Source organism: Tessaracoccus rhinocerotis (assembly GCF_007197885.1).
Classification (GTDB): Bacteria; Actinomycetota; Actinomycetes; order Propionibacteriales; family Propionibacteriaceae; genus Arachnia; species Arachnia rhinocerotis.
This window is the reverse complement of sequence record NZ_VKKG01000001.1, coordinates 714,253-732,501: the sequence shown is the minus strand read 5'-3', so window position 1 is coordinate 732,501 and position 18,249 is coordinate 714,253. Positions and strand designations below refer to the sequence as shown.

The following is an 18,249-nucleotide window of genomic DNA, read 5'->3' as shown; positions in this document are numbered from 1 at the left end:
CACCTCACCAAATGCTGACCCGCTCCTGCGGGGCCAGCCAGAGCCGGTCGTCCTCGGTCACGCCGAAGGCCTCGTGGAAGGCGTCGAGGTTGCGCACGATCTGGTTGCAGCGGAACTCGTTGGGGGAGTGCGGGTCGGTCGCCAGGCGCTGCTTGGCCGCCTCGGGACGCACCTTGGAGCGCCAGGCCGCTGCCCAGCCCAGGAAGAAGCGCTGCGCCGGGGTGAGCCCGTCGACCGGGTCGCCGTCGACGTCGCCGCCGGAGAGCAGCCACGCCTTGTAGGCGATCCCCAGGCCGCCGAGGTCCCCGATGTTCTCGCCGATGGTGAGCTCGCCGTTGACCTTCTCGCCGTCGGCGCCCTCGGGGGAGAGGACCTCGTACTGGCCGATGAGGGCCCTGGTGCGTTCCTCGAACGCGGTCCGGTCCTCCTCCGTCCACCAGTCGCGCAGCCTTCCGTCACCGTCGGCGGTGGAGCCCTTGTCGTCGAAGCCGTGGCCGATCTCGTGGCCGATCACCGCGCCGATCGCGCCGTAGTTGACGGGCGAGTCCGCCTCGACGTTGAAGAACGGGGGCTGCAGGATCGCCGCCGGGAACACGATCTCGTTGCGCAGGGGGTGGTAGTAGGCGTTGACCGTCTGGGGGTACATCAGCCACTCCTCGGGGTCGATCGGACCGCCGAGCTTGGAGAGGGTGAAGTCCATGTCGAAGGAGTGGATCGCCAGCACGTTGCCCACCAGGTCCTCCCGGTCGACCTGCAGGTCCGAGTAGTCGCGCCACTTGTTCGGGTAGGCCACCTTCGGCTTGAATTTGGACAGCTTGTCCAGCGCCTCCGCGCGGGTGGCGTCCGTCATCCAGTCGAGCTTCTCGATCGACTCGCGGTAGGCCGCGAGCAGGTTGGCCACGAGTTCGTCCATCGCGTCCTTCGCCGCGGGCGGGAAGTGGCGCTCGACGTAGATCTTGCCCACCGCCTCGCCCATGGCACCCTCGACCAGGGCGACGGCGCGCTTCCAGCGTGGGCGCAGTTCCTCGGTGCCCTGCAGGGTCCGCTCGTAGAAGTCGAAGCGGGCGTCGACGAAGTCCTGGGAAAGGTAGGGGGAGAGGGCAGCGATGGCCTTCCACCGCGCCCAGGACTTCCACGCGTCCAGCGGCTGGGACGTCAGCAGGTCGCCGGCGGCCTCGTCGAACGAGGGCTGGCAGGCAACCACGTCGGCCACCTTGTCGACGGGGAGCTCTGCACCATCGACGAAGGCGTCCCAGTCGAAGCCGACGGCCAGGGCTGTGAACTCGGCCCACGTCTTCGGGTTGTACATCTGACGCAGGTCGCGCGTGCGGACCTTGTCCCAGTGGTGCTCCGCGATCGCGGTCTCCAGCTCGAACACGGCGTGCGCCTGCTCGGGGGCGTCGTGGAAGCCGGCCAGCTCGAAGACCTGCTGGAGGTGGGCCCGGTATGCCTGACGGGTCTCGGCGTGCTTGTCCTCGCGGTAGTAGGCCTCGTCCGGGAGGCCCAGGCCAGCCTGCTCCGCGAACATCACGTAGCGCTGCGGGTCTCCGGGATCGGACTCCTCGCCGAAGGCGATCAGCGACGAGAAGCCGTGGCGCAGGCTCCAGCCCAGGTGGCGGGAGAAGTCGGAGACCGAGGCGATGTCCTGGATCATGTTCAGGATCGGGTACAGCGGTGTGGCGCCGAGCGCCTCGATGTGCTCGGTGTCCATGAATGACGCGTAGAGGTTGGCGATCTTGCCGGCCTCGGATGCCGGGTCCTCGACGGAGAGCTCGGAGATGATCTCCTGGACATGGCGCTCGGACTCGTCGCGCAGGTCGACGAAGCCGCCGGCGGTGGACTTGTCCGCGTCGATCTCGACGGTGCGCAGCCACGTGCCGTTGGCGTGCCGGAAGAGGTCGTCCTGCGGGCGGATCGTCGGGTCGAAATGGTCGAAGTTGAGACTCGGCTTCATGACCGCAAGCGTAGCGGCCGGGCGCAACAGGACGACGGCCGGATTGCCCGACTGCGGGGCCCCGCGTAAAGTGTGGCGCCGGGGGACTTGGTCCCGGAAGGTGCCCAATGGGCAGAACTGTTCTACACCTCGTCGGCTACGCGGCGACGTTCATGGTGTTCCACCTATTCCTGACGCGCCACGTGCGCCCGGACGACGACTGGTTGTTCCTACGGTGGGTGCTGCTCGCCCTGTTCGCCCCGTCGCTGCTGCGCTACGCCCTCCAGTTGTTCGTCGCGCCCTGGTACGAACCGGTCATGGCCCGACGCCGGCGGCGTCGGCTGCGACGGGAGCCTGCCCCGGCCAGGCCGCGGGTGAGCGTCATCGTGCCGGCCTGGAACGAGGAGGTGGGGATCGAGTCCACCGTGAAGTCGATCCTGACCAGCACGTACTCGGACGTCGAGGTGGTCGTCGTGGACGACGGGTCCACCGACGGCACGTGGGAGAGGCTGTGCCGACTGGCGCAACGCTGCCGGCGGGACGAGGGTCGCCACCTCGTGCTGCACCGCCAGGACAACGCCGGCAAGTCCCGGGCCCTCAACTCCGGCCTGCTCCTGGCCAGCGGCGAGATCATCGTCACCATCGACGCCGACTGCGTCGTCGACCCGGCGGCACTGGAGCGGATCGTGCAGCGGTTCGAGGACGAGCGCGTGATGTCGGTGGCCGGGAACGTGAAGATCGGCAACCGGCGCAGCGGCATCGGCCTCCTGCAGCAGTTGGAGTACCTCTACGGCTTCTACTTCAAGAAGGCGGACTCGCTGCTCGACTCGATCTACATCGTGGGTGGGGCCGCGGCGGCCTACCGCCGCTCGGTGTTCGAGGAACTGGGCGGCTTCGACGAGACGATCATCACCGAGGACATCGAGATGTCCACCAGGATCCAGGACGCGGGCATGACCATCCAGTACGCACCCGACGCCGTGGTCTGGACCGAGGGCGCCACGGACGTGACGGGCCTGGCCAAGCAGCGACTGCGCTGGAAGTTCGGCCGACTCACGACGTTCTGGCGTTACCGCCACCTGTTCTTCAGCCTGCGACCGCACCACAGCAGGCTCCTCACGCTGCTCGTGCTGCCCGTGGCGTTGCTGTGCGAGGTCCTGCTGCTGCTCGAGGTGTTCCTGCTGGTGGTGCTGATCACCTACACCTTCGCCACGTCGGACTTCCTGCCCCTCGCCCTCTACGTGGTCCTGATCACGGCCGTGATCACCCTGCAGGTCCTCACCGACCCGAAGCGGAGGGAGAACCTCAACCTGTTGCTGCTCGCTCCTGGCGCCTGGGTCACGATCTACCTGGTGGACGCCGTCGAGTTGCAGGCGCTCGTGCGGAGCCTGTGGCGCTTCTCGAGGGGGCAGGGGCTCCAGTGGCAGCGTTGGCAGCGCACCGGCGTGTTCACGGCGGTTCCACGCCGTGCCCTTCCCGAGGACGAGGTGAGCCTCACCGGTCCCAGGTGACGCTCACCTCGTCGGCCGAACGTCCCAGCAGCGTCGCGCTGACCTGCACGTTGCGGGACAGGTCGTTGTTGCCGGAGGTGTGGCCGTCGGTGTAGGTCATGGTGACCCGGTACTGCAGGGAGACGGTGGCGATCCCGATGGTCTGGTCGTCGGAGTTCAGGGTGGGGTTGAAGGAGCTCCACGGGTCGTTCAGGAGCGTCCACTCGACGCTGCCCGCAGACACTGGCTTGTTGGCCCGGATCGCGTTCGGGCAGCCGGTGGGGGTGAGCTCCCGGGACGCGATGCACCTCGCCAGCGACTCGCGGGCCGAACCCAGCAAGGCGTCGCGGCCCTCTGCGGTGAGTTGCGGGTTCACGGGGAACACGGTGACGTCGGTGTAGGCCAGCGACTGGATCCTGAAGCTGGCCTCCTCCGGGTAGGCGATGAAGGGCAGCTCGGTGCTCAGCGAGTAGGTCCCCGGCACTACCTCCAGCGGGATTGTGTGGTCCGCCTCCACACCGTTGATGAACATCGGCAGGTTGTCGCCGCCGGCCACCTGCGTCAGGACGGTCACCGTGGTGCGCGCCAGCTGGTAGTCGCCCGAGTCGAGCCGGTTCACACGCACGGTGGTGTTGACCTCCTCGCCGGCGAGGGTGTAGGAGACCTCCACCTCGGAGGCGTGCGGGTCCTCGGTGAGGATCCGCAGGTCGCTCGGCCTGGAGCCCTCCGGCATGGCCGCGTGGGCCTCGGGCTCCAGCAGCAGCAGCGACCCGTTGCCGCCGCGCGGGCCGTAGGTGAGGGCCTCGGTGATGTCGCCGTCGGCGAGTGCCTGGAAGTAGCCGCGCACCGCGTCCTGCGGGGTCTGCAGGACCGAGCGTGACGCCGTCGCGGTGACCTCCACGATGGTGTCGGGGTCCTGTTCCACGTTGCGCAGGAACTGCACGTAGAACAGGCCGGCGCCGATGCCGAGGACCATGACCGTCACGAGGGCGACCAGCACGGCGCGCAGCGGGAACGGGCGCCTGCGGACCTCCTCCTCGACCTCGGGGGCCTCGAATCGGCGGGAGTCGCGCGCCCGGCTCAGGACGTCCTGCATCGCGAGCGCATCGAAGGAGGGGCCCGCCGAGCCGGTCGGGATGGGACGGATGACGTTCGTGTCCGGCCGCGTGGGGGTGGCCTCGGAGGCCGGGTCCTGACCACTGGGGTGCGGGGGGACCGGCTCCTTCCCGGAGGCCCGCTGGGGGGATCCGGCGCCGGTCGGCTGCCAGCCGCCGGCACTCATGACGCCGTTGCCTCCCAGGTGTCGGGACCGGCAAGCAGGTCGGCCAGCGCCGCGTCCTGGTCCTCGGCGCGGACCTCGAGGATCTGCTCACGCACGCGGTCGTCGTAGGCGGGGCGCTGCACGTTGCGGAAGATGCCGACGGGAGCCTGGCGCATGACGCCGCCCTCGGTGAGCCGGGACAGGGCGAAGGCCTGCGACGGGTCGGGCCGCTCGGCGTCGTGGACGACGATGGCCGCGGGGTCGACGTCGGCGGTCTCGCCGATCTCGAAGTCGTGCCGGGCGTTGCGGAACACGCAGTACCTGCCCTCGCTGCCGAAGGTGATCGGCTCGCCGTGGCGCAGGTTGATCAGCAGGTCCTCCTTCTCCGGGCCCTTGAGGCCCTCGAAGGCGCCGTCGTTGAAGATCGGGCAGTTCTGGTAGATCTCCACCAGGGCCGCACCCCGGTGCTGCGCCGCCGCGGTCATGACCTCGGTCAACTGCTTGCGGTCGGAGTCGATCGCCCGGGCCACGAACGTGGCCTCGGCGCCCAGCGCCAAGGAGATCGGGTTGAACGGGTTGTCGAGGGAGCCGAGCGGGCTGGACTTGGTCAGCTTGCCCACCTCGGAGGTGGGGGAGTACTGGCCCTTGGTGAGCCCGTAGATCTCGTTGTTGAACAGCAGGATGGTGATGTTCACGTTCCGGCGCAGCGTGTGGATTAGGTGGTTGCCGCCGATCGACAGCGAGTCGCCGTCGCCGGTCACCACCCACACGTTCAGGTCCTCGCGCGCCGTGGCGATGCCGGTGGCGATGGCGGGGGCGCGGCCATGGATCGAGTGCATGCCGTAGGTGTCCACGTAGTAGGGGAACCGCGCCGCGCAGCCGATGCCGGAGACGATCACGGTGTTCTCGCGCCGGATGCCCAGCGTGCCCATCATGGACTGGAAGGTGGACAGGATCGCGTAGTCGCCGCAGCCTGGGCACCAGCGGACCTCCTGGTCCGAGGTGTAGTCCTTCTTGTTCAGGGGGTCCAGGGCGATCGGGACGCCCCGCAGGCCGGTGAGGTTGCTCACTTGGCTGCTCCTTCGGTGAGGGTGTCGATCTCGGCGACCAGGTCGGTCTCGAGCTCTGACAGGGAGATGGGCAGGCCGCGCACCCTCGAGTAGCTGGTGATCTCGCGCAGGTAGCGTGCCTGCAGCAGCTGGGCCAGCTGGCCGAGGTTCATCTCGGGGACGATCACGCGCTCGTAGGCGGCCAGGACGTCGCCGAGGTTGGCCGGCATCGGGTTGAGGTGGCGCAGGTGGGCGGTGGCGACGTCGCGGCCGCCGAGGCGGACGCGGCGCGCGGCAGCGGTGATCGGGCCGTAGGTGGAACCCCAGCCGAGCACCAGCACGCGGGCGCGGCCCGTCGGGTCGTCGACCACGACGTCGGGGATGTCGGCCACGACGGCGTCCACCTTGGCCTGGCGCGTGCGCACCATCTTGTCGTGGTTGTCCGGGTCGTAGGAGATGGCGCCGGTGATGGCGTCCTTCTCGATGCCGCCGATGCGGTGCTCCAGCCCGGGCGTGCCCGGCACCGCCATGGCGCGGGCGAGGGTCTCCGGGTCCCGTTGGTACGGCAGGAAGGCGGGCTCGCCCACCTTGTCCGTGCCGTTGAGCTCGGTGGCGTAGCCGGGCACGATCGGCTCGATCGCCTGCAGGTCGGGGATCCGCCATGGCTCGGCGCCGTTGGCCAGGTAGCCGTCGCTGAGCATGATCACGGGGGTGCGGTACTTGACCGCGATCCGGCACGCCTCCACGGCGGTGTCGAAGCAGTCGGTGGCGGACCTGGCCGCCAGCACCACGACGGGGGCCTCGCCGTTGCGGCCGTTGACGGCCTGCAGGAGGTCGGCCTGCTCGGTCTTGGTGGGCATGCCCGTGGACGGCCCGGCGCGCTGCACGTTGACCACCACCAGCGGGATCTCGGTCATGATCGCGAGCCCGATGGTCTCCATCTTCAGGGCCATGCCTGGTCCCGACGTCGTGGTGGCGCCGAGCGCCCCGGCGAACGACGCGCCGACTGCCGACGCGACGCCGGCGATCTCGTCCTCCGCCTGGAAAGTCATCACACCGAGGTCCTTGCGGCGCGACAGCTCGTGCAGGATGTCGGAGGCCGGGGTGATGGGGTAGGAGCCGAGGAACAGTTCCAGGCCCGCCTTCTTGGCGCCGGTGATCAGACCGTAGGCCGTGGCCAGGTTGCCGGTGATCTGCCGGTAGCGCCCGGGCTTCATCGGTGCGGCGCCCACCTCGTAGCGGTGCTCGAACACCTCGGTGGTCTCGCCGAAAGCGTGCCCGGCGCGGAAGGCCGCGATGTTTGCGTCGCGGATGTCGGGCTTGCGGGCGAACTTGTCCTCGAGGAACTTGATGGTCTGTTCGGTCTCCCGGGAGTAGAGCCAGCTCAGCAGACCCAGCGCGAACATGTTCTTGGTTCGGGAGGCGTCCTTGCGTCCGAGCCCGAATTCCTTCACGGCCTCGCTGGCCATGCCGGTAAGGTCCAGTGCGTGCAGCTTGTAGGAGCTGAGGGTGGAGTCCTCGAGCGGGTTGTGCAGCCAGCCGATCTTGGCGAGGTTCCGCTTGGTGAAATCGGCGGTGTCGACGATGATCACGCCGCCCTTGGGGAGGTCGTGCAGGTTCGCCTTCAGTGCTGCGGGGTTCATCGCGACGAGCACGTCGGGCCGGTCGCCGGGGGTCACGATGTCGAAGTCTGCGAAGTGCAGCTGGAAGCTGGAGACGCCGGGCAGTGTCCCCTGCGGCGCGCGGATCTCGGCCGGAAAGTTGGGCAGGGTGGCGACGTCGTTGCCGAGGCTCGCGGACTCGGCGGTGAACCGATCGCCTGTCAGTTGCATCCCGTCACCGGAATCCCCGGCGAATCGAATCACAACGCGATCGAGCGGTTGGGGTTGAGCCACGAAGTTCTTCCCTACTTTCCAAAATCCTGGGCCACGGCCGTGTCCCGCATCACATTGTAGGCAGATGGATACGCGTGGAAACCATTGCGGAATTGGCGTCGGGCCCGGTCATCGTAGGATCTAGGACATGCTGCAGGCGAAGGACTGGTTCGGGGACTCCTCGGTGTACGTCGTGGACGTCCCGTTGGCGTGCTGCGCGCTCGAGTCGCAGGCGGCCGCGGGCACGGCGAACCTGGTCGACGTCCCCGCCGGCGCCCGGATCGTGGTTGCGCTCTCCGGCACCATCACCAACGCCGTGGCACCCGCCGTGCGTGAACTCCTCGCCGGTCTCCCGGGCAAGCCGGTGGTGGTCTCCTTCGGGTCCTGCGCCTGCGTCGGCGGGCCCTACTGGGACTCCTACTCCGTGGCCAAGGGCGCCGCCGACATGGGGGTGGAGGTGGACCGGTTCATCGCGGGCTGCCCACCGCCGCCCGAGGCGCTGGCAGCGGTTCTGGAGGAGGTGCGCCTTGGCTGAGGGCTCTGGCGAGGTGGTCGCGGCCGGGGAGTGGTTCCCTCGCGTCGAGCGTGCGCGCGCGGAGGGCTTCGTGCACCTGGCCAACCTGACTGCTGTCGACGAGGTCGGGCTCAGCGACCACATCCGCGTCCTGCTCTTCCTCACCGACGCGGAGGGTGCCCGCCGCCTGCGCCTCGACGTCCTCGTGGACCGCGACCGGTGCGAACTCGCGGGCATCACCCCCCTCTACGCCGGGGCGGCCTGGCTGCAGCGCCAGGTCCACGACTTCTTCGGCGTCCGGTTCACCGGCGACGACAACCGGCCGCTGCTCAACCACGGCGGCGGCACGCCCCTGCGCAAGGACTTCCTGCTGGAACCCCGCATCCAGGGGCGGTGGCCGGGGGCGCTGGAGCCCGGGGAGTCCGACGCCAGCCCCGGCAGGCGCCGACTGGTCCCGCCGGGCGTTCCCGAGGCAGGGCTGCTCGACAACCCGGACGCGACGGCGGCCGAGATCGCACTGTCCGCCTCCGGGACGCGCGTCAGGAGGGGCCGATGACCCACGCACACGGATCCATTGCGCTGGTGGCGGAGCGCTGCACCTCCTGCATGATCTGCGCCCGCGAGTGCCCCACCTGGTGCATCTCGCTGACCTCCCACACCGAGAAGTCCGCGCCCGCGCCGGGCGCGCGCGAGCGCACCCACAACGTGCTCGACACCTTCACCATCGACTGGGCCCTGTGCATGTACTGCGGCGTCTGCATCGAGCAGTGCCCCACCGACGCGCTCCTGTGGGACGGCGCGCACGTCCCGGCCACCGATCGGCTGTCCGACCTGCTCCACGGCCTCCACGGTGGCTAGCGGCCGGTTCGAGGAGGCGCTGCAAGCAGTGCGACTGGCGGTCGGCACCCGGGCGGTGCGTACCGGGTTCCTCGGCTCGCTCCTGATCCTGCTCGGCTCGCTCAGCCCCGCCTACCTGCCCCAGGCCTCACCGGTGTGGGAGGTGCTCTACCAGCTCCGGCTCGACGGGCCGGTGTCCAAGTGGGCTGGCACCGTCCTCACCCTGGTGGGGCTGGCGCTCCTGCTGGAGTCCTGGCTGCGGCTGCGCCCGTCGCGGCGGAGGGCGAAGGGACTGCCGCAGCTGCGGCACTGGGCGGTGTTCGGCGTGATCGCGCTGCCGTTGCTGCTGGGGCCGCCCATCTTCTCCCACGACGCCTACTCCTACGCCGCGCAGGGCTGGATGCTGGAGAACGGCATCAACCCCTACACGGTCGGGCCGGGGGTGCTGCCGGGAACCTTCGCGGACCAGGTCGCCTGGGTCTGGCGCGACACCCCCGCCCCCTACGGACCGCTCGCGCTGCGGATGAGCCACTGGCTCGTGGTGCTCGCCGGGTTCGACCCGCTCTGGTCCGCCCAGCTGATGCGCATCCCAGCCCTCGTGGGCGTGGCACTGATCGGCATCCTGGTGCCGCGGATCGCGCGCCTCCTGGGAGTCGACCCCTACGCCGCCAGCTGGTTCGCGGTCCTGAACCCGATCCTCGTGATCGACTTCGTCGGTGGCATGCACAACGACTCGCTGATGACGGGCCTGATGCTGCTGGGCATCTGGTTCACCATGGTGTTCCGACACTGGTGGGTGGGTGCCGTCATCGTCGGGGTGGCGGCCAGCATCAAGCAGCCGGCCTTCCTCGCTGCGGTGGCGCTGCCCTTCCTCGTGACGCCCTGGACGAGCTGGAAGGCCCGACCGCTGTCCTGGGCCATCACCCGCGGCTTCGTCTCGTTGCTGGTGTCGGTGGTGGTCTTCGCCGGCATCAGCGTCGCCACCGGCCTCGGCTTCGGCTGGGTGAACGCCGTCAACGTCCCGGGGATGGTGGACACGGTCTCGCCGTTCAGCGTGCTCGGGCACGCGATCCAGTACCCGCTCGACTTCTTCGGGCTGGACCCGGACCCGGACGGCCGCACCGCGATCAACGTCTCCCGCGCCGTCGGCATAGTGGTGTGTGCGATCGGCATCGTCTGGCTGGCGGTCAGGCACCTCGGCCGGCGTCCCGTCCACTTCGTGTCCTGGTCGTTCCTGCTGTTCGCGTTCTGCGCACCGGCCATCCACTCCTGGTACGTGGTGTGGGGAGGGGTGCTGTTCCCGATGACCCGGCCCTCGCGGCGCTGGCTGCGGGTGGCCATCGTCATCACCGCCGTGCTGCTGGGCTACGCGGCCATGAACTTCGCCCTGCGCAACGGTCCCTGGCTGATCGGGCTGCTGCTGGTCTGGGCGCTCTACGAGTCGGTCAAGTCCCACGAGCTGGACCAGGACTGGGACGCGCCCGCCCCGCCTCAGGCGAGCGCGGTCAGGTCGTAGTCGACCACGACGGGGCAGTGGTCGCTCATCCGCTCCTCGTAGCTGGCCTCGCGGGCGGTGTGGTGCCGGATCGCGGCGCGCGCGAGCCGGGGCGAGGCCAGGTGGTAGTCGATGCGCCAGCCCGAGTCGTTCGCGAACGCCTGCCCGCGCCACGACCACCACGAGTAGGGGCCGTCGGACTCCGGCTCCAGGTGCCGCACCACGTCGACGAGCCGCCGGGGTCCGACGATGCTGCCGAACCAGTCGCGCTCCTCGGGCAGGAAGCCCTCTGACTTCTGGTTGCTGCGCCAGTTGCGCAGGTCCTGGCGGGTGTGGGCGACGTTGAAGTCACCGACCACGACGAACTCGCGCCCGAGCGCCGCGGCCTCCCGGCGGGAGGCGGTGAGCAGGCGGGCGAAGCCGCGCATGAATCGCATCTTGCGCTCGTACTTGTCCCTTGAGCCCTCCTCGTGGGGCCAGGCCGCGCCCTTGGGCAGGTACAGCGAGGCAACCCGGACCGGCGCGTCGGCGAGGTCCACCTCGAGGTATCGGCCCTCGTGGGCGAAGGGCGCCAGGTCGCGGTTCACGATCCGTTCCACACTCTCCTCGGCCATCGGGCCGTCCGGGGCCGCCCGGTGCACCGTTCCCGAGAGCGTCCGCACGCGGGTGGGCGGCACGCGGGTGAGGACGGCGACTCCGTTGCGCCCGGCCAGCTGTCCCGCCTCGAGGGTGACGTGGTGGTCACCGAAGGCGTCCTCAGGCAGGTCGGCCACCCGGCAGCGGACCTCCTGCAGGGCGACGGCGTCGGCGTCGGTGGCGTCCCAGAACCGGGCCGCGCCCCTGCGGAGCGCGGCCCTGATCCCGTTCACGTTGTGGGTTCCCAGTCGAAGAGTCTCCATGCAGGTCAGCGGTAGTTCTCGAACTGTACGGCGAAGTCGTAGTCCTGGTCCCTGATCATCTTCTGCACGGTCTGCAGGTCGTCGCGGCTCTTGCTGCTCACCCGCAGCTCCTCGCCCTGGACCTGGGTCTTGACGCCCTTGGGACCCTCGTCGCGGATGAGCTTGGCGACCTTCTTGGCGTCCTCGGTCTTGATGCCCTCCTTGGTCACGGCCGTGATCTTCCAGACCTTGCCCGACTGCCGGGGCTCGCCGGCGTCGAGGGCCTTCAGGTTCACGCCGCGGCGGGCGAGCTTGGTCTGGAACACGTCCAGGACCGCGTTGACCCGGTCCTCGGAGACGGCCTCCATCTCGATGGCCTCGCCGGACCACTTGATGGAGGCGTCGGTGTTCTTGAAGTCGAAGCGCTGGCGCACCTCCTTGGCCGCCTGGTTCAGGGCGTTGTCGACCTCCTGGCGGTCAACCTTGCTGACGACGTCGAACGAGCTCTCGGATGCCATTGGTCCTCCTGCGGGGGCTTGGGTGTGCCGACCATTGTGCCAGCGCCGCGCGTGGAGGGGTCCGCAGGACGACGCGCTAGGCGATTTTGCCGTCGGGCCCACCTGTTCGGTAGGCTCTTGCATCGCTGGGTTCGCCCGGCGCGGCAGGTTGCCCGAGTGGCCAATGGGAGCGGACTGTAAATCCGTCGGCGTACGCCTACGCAGGTTCGAATCCTGCACCTGCCACCAGGCCTCGGATCGGATTGGTCCGGGGCCTGAACACTGCCTCTCCGGCCCTCGACGGCCGTCGGGGAAGGCGGTGGAGGCCCTCGCCGGCCCGATTTGGGACGGCAACGGATCTTGTTGTATGTTTGGTCGTCGGCTGGCCCCTATAGCTCAGTAGGCAGAGCGTCTCCATGGTAAGGAGAAGGTCTGCGGTTCGATTCCGCATGGGGGCTCTGTTCTTCTTCGGGAACCCTCGGGGTTGAACTTCGACGGGGTAGCTCAGTCGGTAGAGCAAGCGGCTCATAATCGCTGTGTCGCGGGTTCAAGTCCCGCCCTCGTCACCACAACTCAGCCCAAGAACTCAGAAAACGAGGAAAATCATGGCCAAGAAGGGTTCGGACGTCCGCCCGAAGATCACGCTTGCCTGCACCGAGTGCAAGGAGCGCAACTACATCACGAAGAAGAACCGGCGCAACGACCCGGATCGTCTCGAGCTCAGCAAGTTCTGCCCGCGCTGCCGCACCCACCGTGCGCACCGCGAGACCCGCTGAACCCAGCACAGTTCCACCGACGGCCGTCCCCACCACGGGGGCGGCCGTCGCTGCCTTCGGTGGGGGAGATGCCCTAGCCTGATCCCATGCCGATCACACCCGAACACGCGGGCCGGAGCTATCCGCCGGCCGCGCCCTACCGAGTCAGCCGCGCGAAGATCGCCGAGTTCGCGCAGGCCATCGGGGACACCAATCCTGCCTACTTCGCCGCCGAGCCGGTGGCGCCGCCGACGTTCGCCGCAGTGATCGCGGCCCAGGCCTGGGGCTCCCTGTTCGACGACCCGGAGCTCGGCCTCGCGCTGCACCGCACGATGCATGGCGACCAGTCCTTCGAGGTGACCCGCCCCCTGCGCGACGGCGACGACGTCGTGGCCACCCTCACCATCGAGCGCGTCCGCAACCGCGGGAGCCTGGACATGGTCAGCATCGTCGTGGACCTCGCCGTGGACGGGACCACGGCCGTGGCGGCCCGCTCGACCCTCATGCACACCAGGGAGGACTCCGATGCCTGACCTCACCGGCGTCGCCAAGGGCGACCAGCTCCCAGAACTGCGGATCCGCGTGACCCGTTCCACCGTCGTGCGCTACTCCGGGGCCTCCACCGACTTCAACGAGATCCACTTCTCGGACCGCCACGCCCGGGCCATCGGCCTGCCCGGCGTGGTGGCCCACGGCATGTTCACCATGGGTGCGGCCCTCAGGATCGTCACCGACTGGGTCGGCGACCCGACCCGCGTCCAGCAGTACTTCGTGCGCTTCACCCGGCCAGTCGTGGTCCCCGACGACGACGAGGGGGTCGAGGTGGTCGTGAACGCCACCGTCACGGACGTCAACGACGGCGTGGCCAAGCTCGGGATCACCGCCACCTGCGGCGACGACGCGGTCCTGGGTGCGGCGCGCGCGGAGGTGCGCGTTGGCTGACCGCCTGGCCGACCACACCACCCTGCGGGTCGGAGGGCCGGCGGCTCGCATGGTGGTGGCCACCGATGACGAGACGCTGGTCGAGACCGTCGCCGCCTGCGACGAGCGCGGCGAGGCCGTCCTCGTCCTCGGCGGCGGGTCCAACGTGCTCGTGGCCGACGAGGGCTTCCCCGGCACCGTCGTGCGCGTGGCCACGAAGGGGATCCGTGCGGAGGTCTCCGACTGTGCCGGCGCGAGCGTCCAGGTCGCAGCTGGTGAGAACTGGGACGAGTTCGTCGCCCACTCGCTGGCCCAGGGGTGGGCAGGGCTGGAGACCCTCTCGGGCATCCCCGGCCTCGTGGGAGCGACGCCGATCCAGAACGTCGGCGCCTACGGTTCGGACGTCTCGCGGACCATAGCGTCCGTGCTCACCTGGGACCGCCGCGAGCGCGTGCGCCGCACCTTCGCCGCCTCGGAGTGCGGCTTCGGCTACCGGTCCTCCCGCTTCAAGGAGGAGCCGGGCCGCCACCTGGTGCTGAACGTGACCTTCCAGTTGCGCCGGGGTGACCTCGGCGATCCCGTCGCCTACCCCGAACTGGCCCGGGCGCTCGGCGTCGACGTCGGGCAGCGGGCACCGGCCCGTCAGGTACGCGACGCCGTGCTCGCCATCCGTGGGAACAAGGCAATGGTGCTCGACGCCGAAGACCACGACACCTGGAGCGCGGGGTCATTCTTCACCAATCCGGTTCTCACCCCCGAGGACGCGGCCGCCCTGCCGCCGGAGGCGCCGCGCTACCCCGCCGGTGAGCGCGTCAAGACCAGCGCGGCCTGGCTCATCCAGCACGCGGGCTTCGCCAAGGGCCACGGAAACGAACGCGCAGCGTTGTCCCACAAGCACGTGCTGGCGCTCACGAACCGCGGGGGAGCCTCGGCGGCCGACCTGGTCGCCCTCGCCACCGAGGTCCGTGACGGCGTGGAGGCCCGCTTCGGCGTTCGGCTCGTCCCCGAGGTGAACCTCGTCGGAACCCGGCTGGGTGGGCCCGGGCGAAGCTGAAGCCCAGCTTCAGGTGCCTCCCGGATCGCCGGGAAGCTCCGCTAGGTTGCTGCCGGACGGTCGCTTCCCTGCGCGGCCCGCATCCGGAAGGACGAGAATCTTGCGTTCGCTTCGCACCGCGGTGGTGGCGCTGGCTGCCGCCGCCGCACTCGCGCTCAGCCTGGCCCCAACCGTGCAGCCGGCCAACGCCGAGACCGTGGAGGAGACGGCCGTCCCGACCGAACCCGTCGCCACCGATCCCGTCGCCACCGAGGCCGTCACCACTGATCCCGTCGCGACCGAGGCCGTCACCACCGATCCCGTCGCCACCGAGGCCGTCACCACTGATCCCGTCGCCACCGAGGCCGTCACCACTGATCCCGTCGCGACCGAGGCCGTCACCACCGATCCCGTCACCACCGATCCCGTCGCCACCGAGGCCGTCACCAGCGAAGAGCCGGTCCCGCTCTCGGAGGCGTTCACCAACCCGGAGAAGGCGCTGCAGCCGGACACCGTCCTGAGCCCCGCCGCGGCGGCCGACACCGCCGGGTTCATCGCGAGCCTCGTGGAAGCCGCCCGCAAGAACCAGGCTGACACCGGGATCCCGGCTTCGGTCGCGATCGGCCAGGCCGCGCTGGAGACGGGCTGGGGCCGCTCGAAGATGTCGCAGGACCCGATCAACAGCTACTTCTCCATCAAGTGCGGCGGTACCACCCCGTACGCCAGCGGCTGCGTCGACGTCAGCTCCCGGGAGTACGGCTCCAACGGCTGGTACGAGGAGGTGTCCTCCTTCCGCACGTACGCCAGCGTCGGCGACTCGCTGCTCGACTACGGCCGCCTGCTGTCGGCCAACCGCCGCTACCAGGGCGCCTTCAAGTACTCCGCCGATCCCGACAACTTCATCCGGGAGGTGCACAGGGCCGGCTACGCCACCGACCCGAACTACTCGACCACCGTCATCGGGATCATGGTCAAGTACAACCTGTACCGCTACAACCTGCCGACGGTGCCCACGGCCGGCTTCAATCCGGACTGGAAGCCCAAGCCCTTGCCCAGCGCCCCGGCCCGGCCCGACGTCATCCCGGAGTTCGTGCCCGGGCCCGACTTCCCGGCCTACACCTCGGGCGCCAAGGAGCAGGGCGTGCAGACGATGCAGTACCTCCTCAACGCCTACGGAGGCTCAGCCCTGGTGGTGGATGGGATCTTCGGCTCCGCGTCCCGGGACGCCGTCTCGAGCTGGCAGCGCAGGGTCGGTGTGGGCGTCACTGGTGTGATGGACGACAAGTCCTGGTCTGCGCTCCTGCCGAAGCTCACGCAGGGGGCCAGGGGAGAGGCCGTGACTGCCGTCCAGCTCGAACTGAACCAAGCCGGGTTCAAGGTGCCCACCACCGGCAGCTTCGACGCCACTACGGCAGATGCCGTCAGGGCGTTCCAGCGCCACCACCTCATCCGACCCACGGGCGAGGTCACGGCCGTCGTCTGGGCCCGGTTGCTGGACTGGTGAGCACCAGCACGGATCTCGGTTCGACTCCGTGGGGGAAGTTGGCCTAGTATTGGGGATCTGGCGAAGTTTGCCTATGATTCCCTGTGCCTCCAGCACAGCGGGATCGAGGTGGGTGGAGTCATGAAGGGTAGTAGCTCAACTGGCAGAGCAGCGGTCTCCAAAACCGCAGGTTGGGGGTTCGAGTCCCTCCTGCCCTGCGAAGCAGTCCGATACTGTTTCAAAGGCGCCTGCCGTCCCGATGGGGCGGAAGGCATTTTGTTTGTTGACCGAAGGGTAAGCGCGTGAGCGACAAGACTCCGGAATCGGACGAGTTCGACGAACTCGCCGAGAATGAGTCGGCCGAGGGACTGGGAGCCGCAACCGACGACGTGGCCGAGGCCACCGAGGTCGAGGCGTCTGACGACCCCGCCAACGGAAGCGACAGCGCTGCCTTCACCGGCGTCCCGCGCAAGACCTCGAAGGCACCGGTCCGCAAGAAGGACCTCACTCCCGAGGCCGAGGACGCCAGGATCGCCGAACTGGAGGAGGACTTCTCCGCCGAGGAGAACGAGTCAGCCTCTGAGACGGTCCGCGTCGCGCGCAAGACCGCGAAGGCACCCGTGAAGAAGACCACTGCCACGCGCAAGCGGTCCGAGAGCGAGCGGGAGGAGACGGACCCGTACCGGGCCGGCAACCCGGCGAAGTTCGTGGAGCAGTCCGCCGCCGAGCTCAAGCAGGTCGTGTGGCCCACCTGGCCGCAGCTGGTCAGCTACTTCAGCGCAGTGCTGGTGTTCGTCCTGTTCTTCATCGCCTTCATCGGTCTGCTCGACCTGTTCTTCGGCTGGGGTCTGCTCAGCCTGTTTGGAGATGACCGATGAGTGAGAACGAGACCGGCGCACAAGACTTCGAGATCGATCTCGGGGACCTGAGCCCAGAGCCGGAGCCCACCGACGAGGTCGAGATCGACTTCGGCGCCGTCGAGGAGCCTGCAGTTGACGACGAGGACACCCAGGTGGTCCTCAGCGACGACGAGGACGAGGAGGAGACCAAGCCCGCGCCCGAGGACGACGACGCCACCGCCGCCGCCATCGCGCAGCTGCGGGAAGAACTCGAGTCCAAGTTCGGCGAGTGGTACGTCATCCACACCTACTCGGGCATGGAGAACCGCGTCAAGCAGAACGTGGACTCCCGTGCGCAGTCCCTCAACATGGAGGACTACATCTACGAGACCGTCGTCCCCACCGAGGACGTCGTCGAGATTCGCAACAACACCCGCAAGACCGTCACCCGCTGCGTGCTGCCCGGCTACGTCCTGATCCGCATGGACCTGACCGACGAGTCCTGGGGCGTCGTGCGCCACACCCCGTCCGTGACCGGCTTCGTCGGCCACGGCCAGACCCCCGTCCCGCTCAGCGTGGACGAGGTCCTCAAGATGCTTACCCCGTCCGTGGTTGCGAAGGTCGCGGCCGAGTCCGCCGGCTCCGCGAACGCGTCTCGGGGCAAGAAGAAGGTCGAGGTCGTCGACTTCCAGGTCGGCGACTCCGTCATGGTGACCGATGGACCCTTCACGGGAGTCCATGCCACGATCACCGAGATCAATGCCAACAGCCAGCGGCTGCGCGCTCTCGTCGAGATCCTGGGGCGCGAGACGCCCGTCGACCTCGAGTTCCGACAGGTCGAGAAAGTCGTCTAAGCTGAACTGTTGCGCCCGGTCCCGGGCCCAGGGCGTCGCCTGAAACGGGACCAGTTCCACAACCAACAAAAGGACCCACCCATGCCTCCCAAGAAGAAGGTTTCGGCGGTCGTCAAGATCGCCCTGCAGGCTGGCGCAGCCACCCCTGCCCCGCCCGTCGGTACCGCACTCGGTCCGCACGGCGTCAACATGATGGAGTTCGTCAAGGCGTACAACGCCCAGACGGAGTCCCAGCGCGGAAACGTCATCCCCGTCGAGATCACGATCTACGAGGACCGCACGTTCACCTTCATCACGAAGACCCCGCCCGCAGCCGAGCTCATCAAGAAGGCCGCCGGCCTGACGAAGGGCTCCGACAACGCGCTGAACAAGGTCGGCAAGCTCAGCAAGGACCAGGTCCGCGAGATCGCCGCCACCAAGCTGCCGGACCTCAATGCCAATGACATCGAGGCCGCCATGAAGATCGTCGAGGGAACCGCCCGTTCCATGGGCATCACCACCGACTGACCAAAATCGTTTTCCCTGGCAGGGGAGTG

The 18,249-nt window shown here is 68.9% G+C and carries 19 protein-coding genes and 4 tRNA genes; 17 read left to right on the top strand and 6 right to left on the bottom strand.

Annotated elements, in window-relative coordinates; translation table 11 throughout:
- Window positions 1-4 precede the first annotated feature (4 nt).
- On the bottom strand, window positions 5-1,954 hold the full coding sequence (locus tag FOJ82_RS03555) for a M13 family metallopeptidase (RefSeq protein ID WP_143937045.1): 1,950 nt from the start codon (window positions 1,952-1,954) through the stop codon (window positions 5-7).
- Window positions 1,955-2,061: 107 nt separating this feature from the next.
- Between FOJ82_RS03555 and FOJ82_RS03550 the strand changes: the two genes are divergently transcribed.
- A complete protein-coding gene (locus FOJ82_RS03550) occupies window positions 2,062-3,444 on the top strand; it encodes a glycosyltransferase family 2 protein (RefSeq protein WP_143937044.1) in 1,383 nt (460 codons plus the stop codon).
- On the opposite strand, the gene FOJ82_RS03545 is transcribed toward FOJ82_RS03550, so the two are convergent.
- From FOJ82_RS03545 to FOJ82_RS03535, 3 genes are read right to left on the bottom strand one after another with little or no spacing between them, the layout of a single operon-like run.
- Window positions 3,428-4,705, bottom strand: a complete 1,278-nt coding sequence (locus FOJ82_RS03545; RefSeq protein ID WP_143937043.1) for a hypothetical protein — start codon at window positions 4,703-4,705, stop codon at window positions 3,428-3,430. The two genes, FOJ82_RS03550 and FOJ82_RS03545, sit on opposite strands and share 17 nt — an antisense overlap.
- On the bottom strand, window positions 4,702-5,754 hold the full coding sequence (locus FOJ82_RS03540; RefSeq protein ID WP_221933004.1) for a 2-oxoacid:ferredoxin oxidoreductase subunit beta: 1,053 nt from the start codon (window positions 5,752-5,754) through the stop codon (window positions 4,702-4,704). Before FOJ82_RS03540 ends, FOJ82_RS03545 begins: the two co-directional genes overlap by 4 nt.
- On the bottom strand, window positions 5,751-7,628 hold the full coding sequence (locus FOJ82_RS03535) for a 2-oxoacid:acceptor oxidoreductase subunit alpha (protein ID WP_246099726.1): 1,878 nt from the start codon (window positions 7,626-7,628) through the stop codon (window positions 5,751-5,753). The genes FOJ82_RS03540 and FOJ82_RS03535 overlap by 4 nt, the downstream gene beginning before the upstream one ends.
- 127 nt (window positions 7,629-7,755) lie before the next feature.
- On the opposite strand from FOJ82_RS03535, the gene FOJ82_RS03530 reads away from it, so the two are divergent.
- The 4 genes from FOJ82_RS03530 to mptB are packed head-to-tail and all read left to right on the top strand — an operon-like array spanning window position 7,756 to window position 10,474.
- The gene (locus FOJ82_RS03530) at window positions 7,756-8,142 is read left to right on the top strand and encodes an NADH-quinone oxidoreductase subunit B (protein WP_246099724.1); all 387 of its coding nucleotides are present in this window, start codon (window positions 7,756-7,758) and stop codon (window positions 8,140-8,142) included.
- Entirely contained in the window at window positions 8,135-8,677 is a 543-nt protein-coding gene (locus tag FOJ82_RS03525; RefSeq protein WP_143937041.1) for an NADH-quinone oxidoreductase subunit C, read from the top strand. Before FOJ82_RS03530 ends, FOJ82_RS03525 begins: the two co-directional genes overlap by 8 nt.
- A complete protein-coding gene (locus tag FOJ82_RS03520; RefSeq protein WP_143937040.1) occupies window positions 8,674-8,979 on the top strand; it encodes a 4Fe-4S binding protein in 306 nt (101 codons plus the stop codon). The genes FOJ82_RS03525 and FOJ82_RS03520 overlap by 4 nt, the downstream gene beginning before the upstream one ends.
- A complete protein-coding gene (gene mptB, locus FOJ82_RS03515; protein ID WP_185975601.1) occupies window positions 8,972-10,474 on the top strand; it encodes a polyprenol phosphomannose-dependent alpha 1,6 mannosyltransferase MptB in 1,503 nt (500 codons plus the stop codon). The genes FOJ82_RS03520 and mptB overlap by 8 nt, the downstream gene beginning before the upstream one ends.
- On the opposite strand, the gene FOJ82_RS03510 is transcribed toward mptB, so the two are convergent.
- Window positions 10,450-11,352 carry an exodeoxyribonuclease III gene (locus FOJ82_RS03510; protein WP_143937039.1) on the bottom strand — a complete coding sequence of 301 codons (903 nt, stop codon included), beginning with the start codon at window positions 11,350-11,352 and terminating at the stop codon, window positions 10,450-10,452. The two genes, mptB and FOJ82_RS03510, sit on opposite strands and share 25 nt — an antisense overlap.
- 5 nt (window positions 11,353-11,357) lie before the next feature.
- The gene (locus FOJ82_RS03505; protein ID WP_185975600.1) at window positions 11,358-11,849 is read right to left on the bottom strand and encodes a YajQ family cyclic di-GMP-binding protein; all 492 of its coding nucleotides are present in this window, start codon (window positions 11,847-11,849) and stop codon (window positions 11,358-11,360) included.
- Between the two features lie 142 nt (window positions 11,850-11,991).
- Between FOJ82_RS03505 and FOJ82_RS03500 the strand changes: the two genes are divergently transcribed.
- The 12 genes from FOJ82_RS03500 (at window position 11,992) to rplK (ending at window position 18,220) form a co-directional block, all read left to right on the top strand.
- Window positions 11,992-12,077: transfer RNA gene (locus FOJ82_RS03500), tRNA-Tyr, on the top strand.
- A gap of 136 nt (window positions 12,078-12,213) precedes the next feature.
- Window positions 12,214-12,286, top strand: a tRNA-Thr gene (locus tag FOJ82_RS03495).
- Window positions 12,287-12,321: 35 nt separating this feature from the next.
- Window positions 12,322-12,397 (top strand) — tRNA-Met (locus FOJ82_RS03490).
- 36 nt (window positions 12,398-12,433) lie between these two features.
- Window positions 12,434-12,604, top strand: coding sequence for a 50S ribosomal protein L33 (gene rpmG / locus FOJ82_RS03485; protein WP_143937037.1), 171 nt, complete (start codon window positions 12,434-12,436; stop codon window positions 12,602-12,604).
- An 86-nt stretch (window positions 12,605-12,690) separates the two neighbouring features.
- Window positions 12,691-13,116 carry an FAS1-like dehydratase domain-containing protein gene (locus FOJ82_RS03480; RefSeq protein WP_143937036.1) on the top strand — a complete coding sequence of 142 codons (426 nt, stop codon included), beginning with the start codon at window positions 12,691-12,693 and terminating at the stop codon, window positions 13,114-13,116.
- A complete protein-coding gene (locus tag FOJ82_RS03475) occupies window positions 13,109-13,525 on the top strand; it encodes a MaoC/PaaZ C-terminal domain-containing protein (protein ID WP_143937035.1) in 417 nt (138 codons plus the stop codon). Before FOJ82_RS03480 ends, FOJ82_RS03475 begins: the two co-directional genes overlap by 8 nt.
- A gap of 49 nt (window positions 13,526-13,574) precedes the next feature.
- Window positions 13,575-14,558: a UDP-N-acetylmuramate dehydrogenase gene (locus tag FOJ82_RS03470; RefSeq protein WP_246099766.1), complete on the top strand. Its 984-nt coding sequence runs from the start codon at window positions 13,575-13,577 to the stop codon at window positions 14,556-14,558.
- 100 nt (window positions 14,559-14,658) lie between these two features.
- Window positions 14,659-16,041 (top strand): glucosaminidase domain-containing protein, encoded by a 1,383-nt coding sequence (locus FOJ82_RS03465; RefSeq protein WP_143937033.1) that lies wholly within the window; start codon window positions 14,659-14,661, stop codon window positions 16,039-16,041.
- 124 nt (window positions 16,042-16,165) lie between these two features.
- Window positions 16,166-16,238: transfer RNA gene (locus FOJ82_RS03460), tRNA-Trp, on the top strand.
- A gap of 84 nt (window positions 16,239-16,322) precedes the next feature.
- Window positions 16,323-16,898: a preprotein translocase subunit SecE gene (gene secE / locus FOJ82_RS16625; RefSeq protein ID WP_143937032.1), complete on the top strand. Its 576-nt coding sequence runs from the start codon at window positions 16,323-16,325 to the stop codon at window positions 16,896-16,898.
- Complete coding sequence (gene nusG, locus FOJ82_RS03450) at window positions 16,895-17,713, top strand: transcription termination/antitermination protein NusG (RefSeq protein WP_143937031.1); 819 nt, start codon at window positions 16,895-16,897, stop codon at window positions 17,711-17,713. The genes secE and nusG overlap by 4 nt, the downstream gene beginning before the upstream one ends.
- A gap of 81 nt (window positions 17,714-17,794) precedes the next feature.
- Window positions 17,795-18,220: a 50S ribosomal protein L11 gene (gene rplK / locus FOJ82_RS03445; protein ID WP_143937030.1), complete on the top strand. Its 426-nt coding sequence runs from the start codon at window positions 17,795-17,797 to the stop codon at window positions 18,218-18,220.
- Window positions 18,221-18,249: the final 29 nt, after the last annotated feature.

What these genes read in the sequence shown, in the direction of transcription:
- FOJ82_RS03475 (WP_143937035.1), top strand. Translation starts at nt 13,109, where the DNA reads ATGCCTGACCTCACCGGCGTCGCCAAGGGCGACCAGCTCCCAGAACTG.
- FOJ82_RS03520 (WP_143937040.1), top strand. Translation starts at nt 8,674, where the DNA reads ATGACCCACGCACACGGATCCATTGCGCTGGTGGCGGAGCGCTGCACC.
- rpmG (WP_143937037.1), top strand. Translation starts at nt 12,434, where the DNA reads ATGGCCAAGAAGGGTTCGGACGTCCGCCCGAAGATCACGCTTGCCTGC.
- FOJ82_RS03545 (WP_143937043.1), bottom strand. Translation starts at nt 4,705, where the DNA reads ATGAGTGCCGGCGGCTGGCAGCCGACCGGCGCCGGATCCCCCCAGCGG.
- FOJ82_RS03550 (WP_143937044.1), top strand. Translation starts at nt 2,062, where the DNA reads ATGGGCAGAACTGTTCTACACCTCGTCGGCTACGCGGCGACGTTCATG.
- nusG (WP_143937031.1), top strand. Translation starts at nt 16,895, where the DNA reads ATGAGTGAGAACGAGACCGGCGCACAAGACTTCGAGATCGATCTCGGG.
- FOJ82_RS03530 (WP_246099724.1), top strand. Translation starts at nt 7,756, where the DNA reads ATGCTGCAGGCGAAGGACTGGTTCGGGGACTCCTCGGTGTACGTCGTG.
- FOJ82_RS03510 (WP_143937039.1), bottom strand. Translation starts at nt 11,352, where the DNA reads ATGGAGACTCTTCGACTGGGAACCCACAACGTGAACGGGATCAGGGCC.
- FOJ82_RS03480 (WP_143937036.1), top strand. Translation starts at nt 12,691, where the DNA reads ATGCCGATCACACCCGAACACGCGGGCCGGAGCTATCCGCCGGCCGCG.
- FOJ82_RS03555 (WP_143937045.1), bottom strand. Translation starts at nt 1,954, where the DNA reads ATGAAGCCGAGTCTCAACTTCGACCATTTCGACCCGACGATCCGCCCG.
- FOJ82_RS03470 (WP_246099766.1), top strand. Translation starts at nt 13,575, where the DNA reads ATGGTGGTGGCCACCGATGACGAGACGCTGGTCGAGACCGTCGCCGCC.
- rplK (WP_143937030.1), top strand. Translation starts at nt 17,795, where the DNA reads ATGCCTCCCAAGAAGAAGGTTTCGGCGGTCGTCAAGATCGCCCTGCAG.
- FOJ82_RS03505 (WP_185975600.1), bottom strand. Translation starts at nt 11,849, where the DNA reads ATGGCATCCGAGAGCTCGTTCGACGTCGTCAGCAAGGTTGACCGCCAG.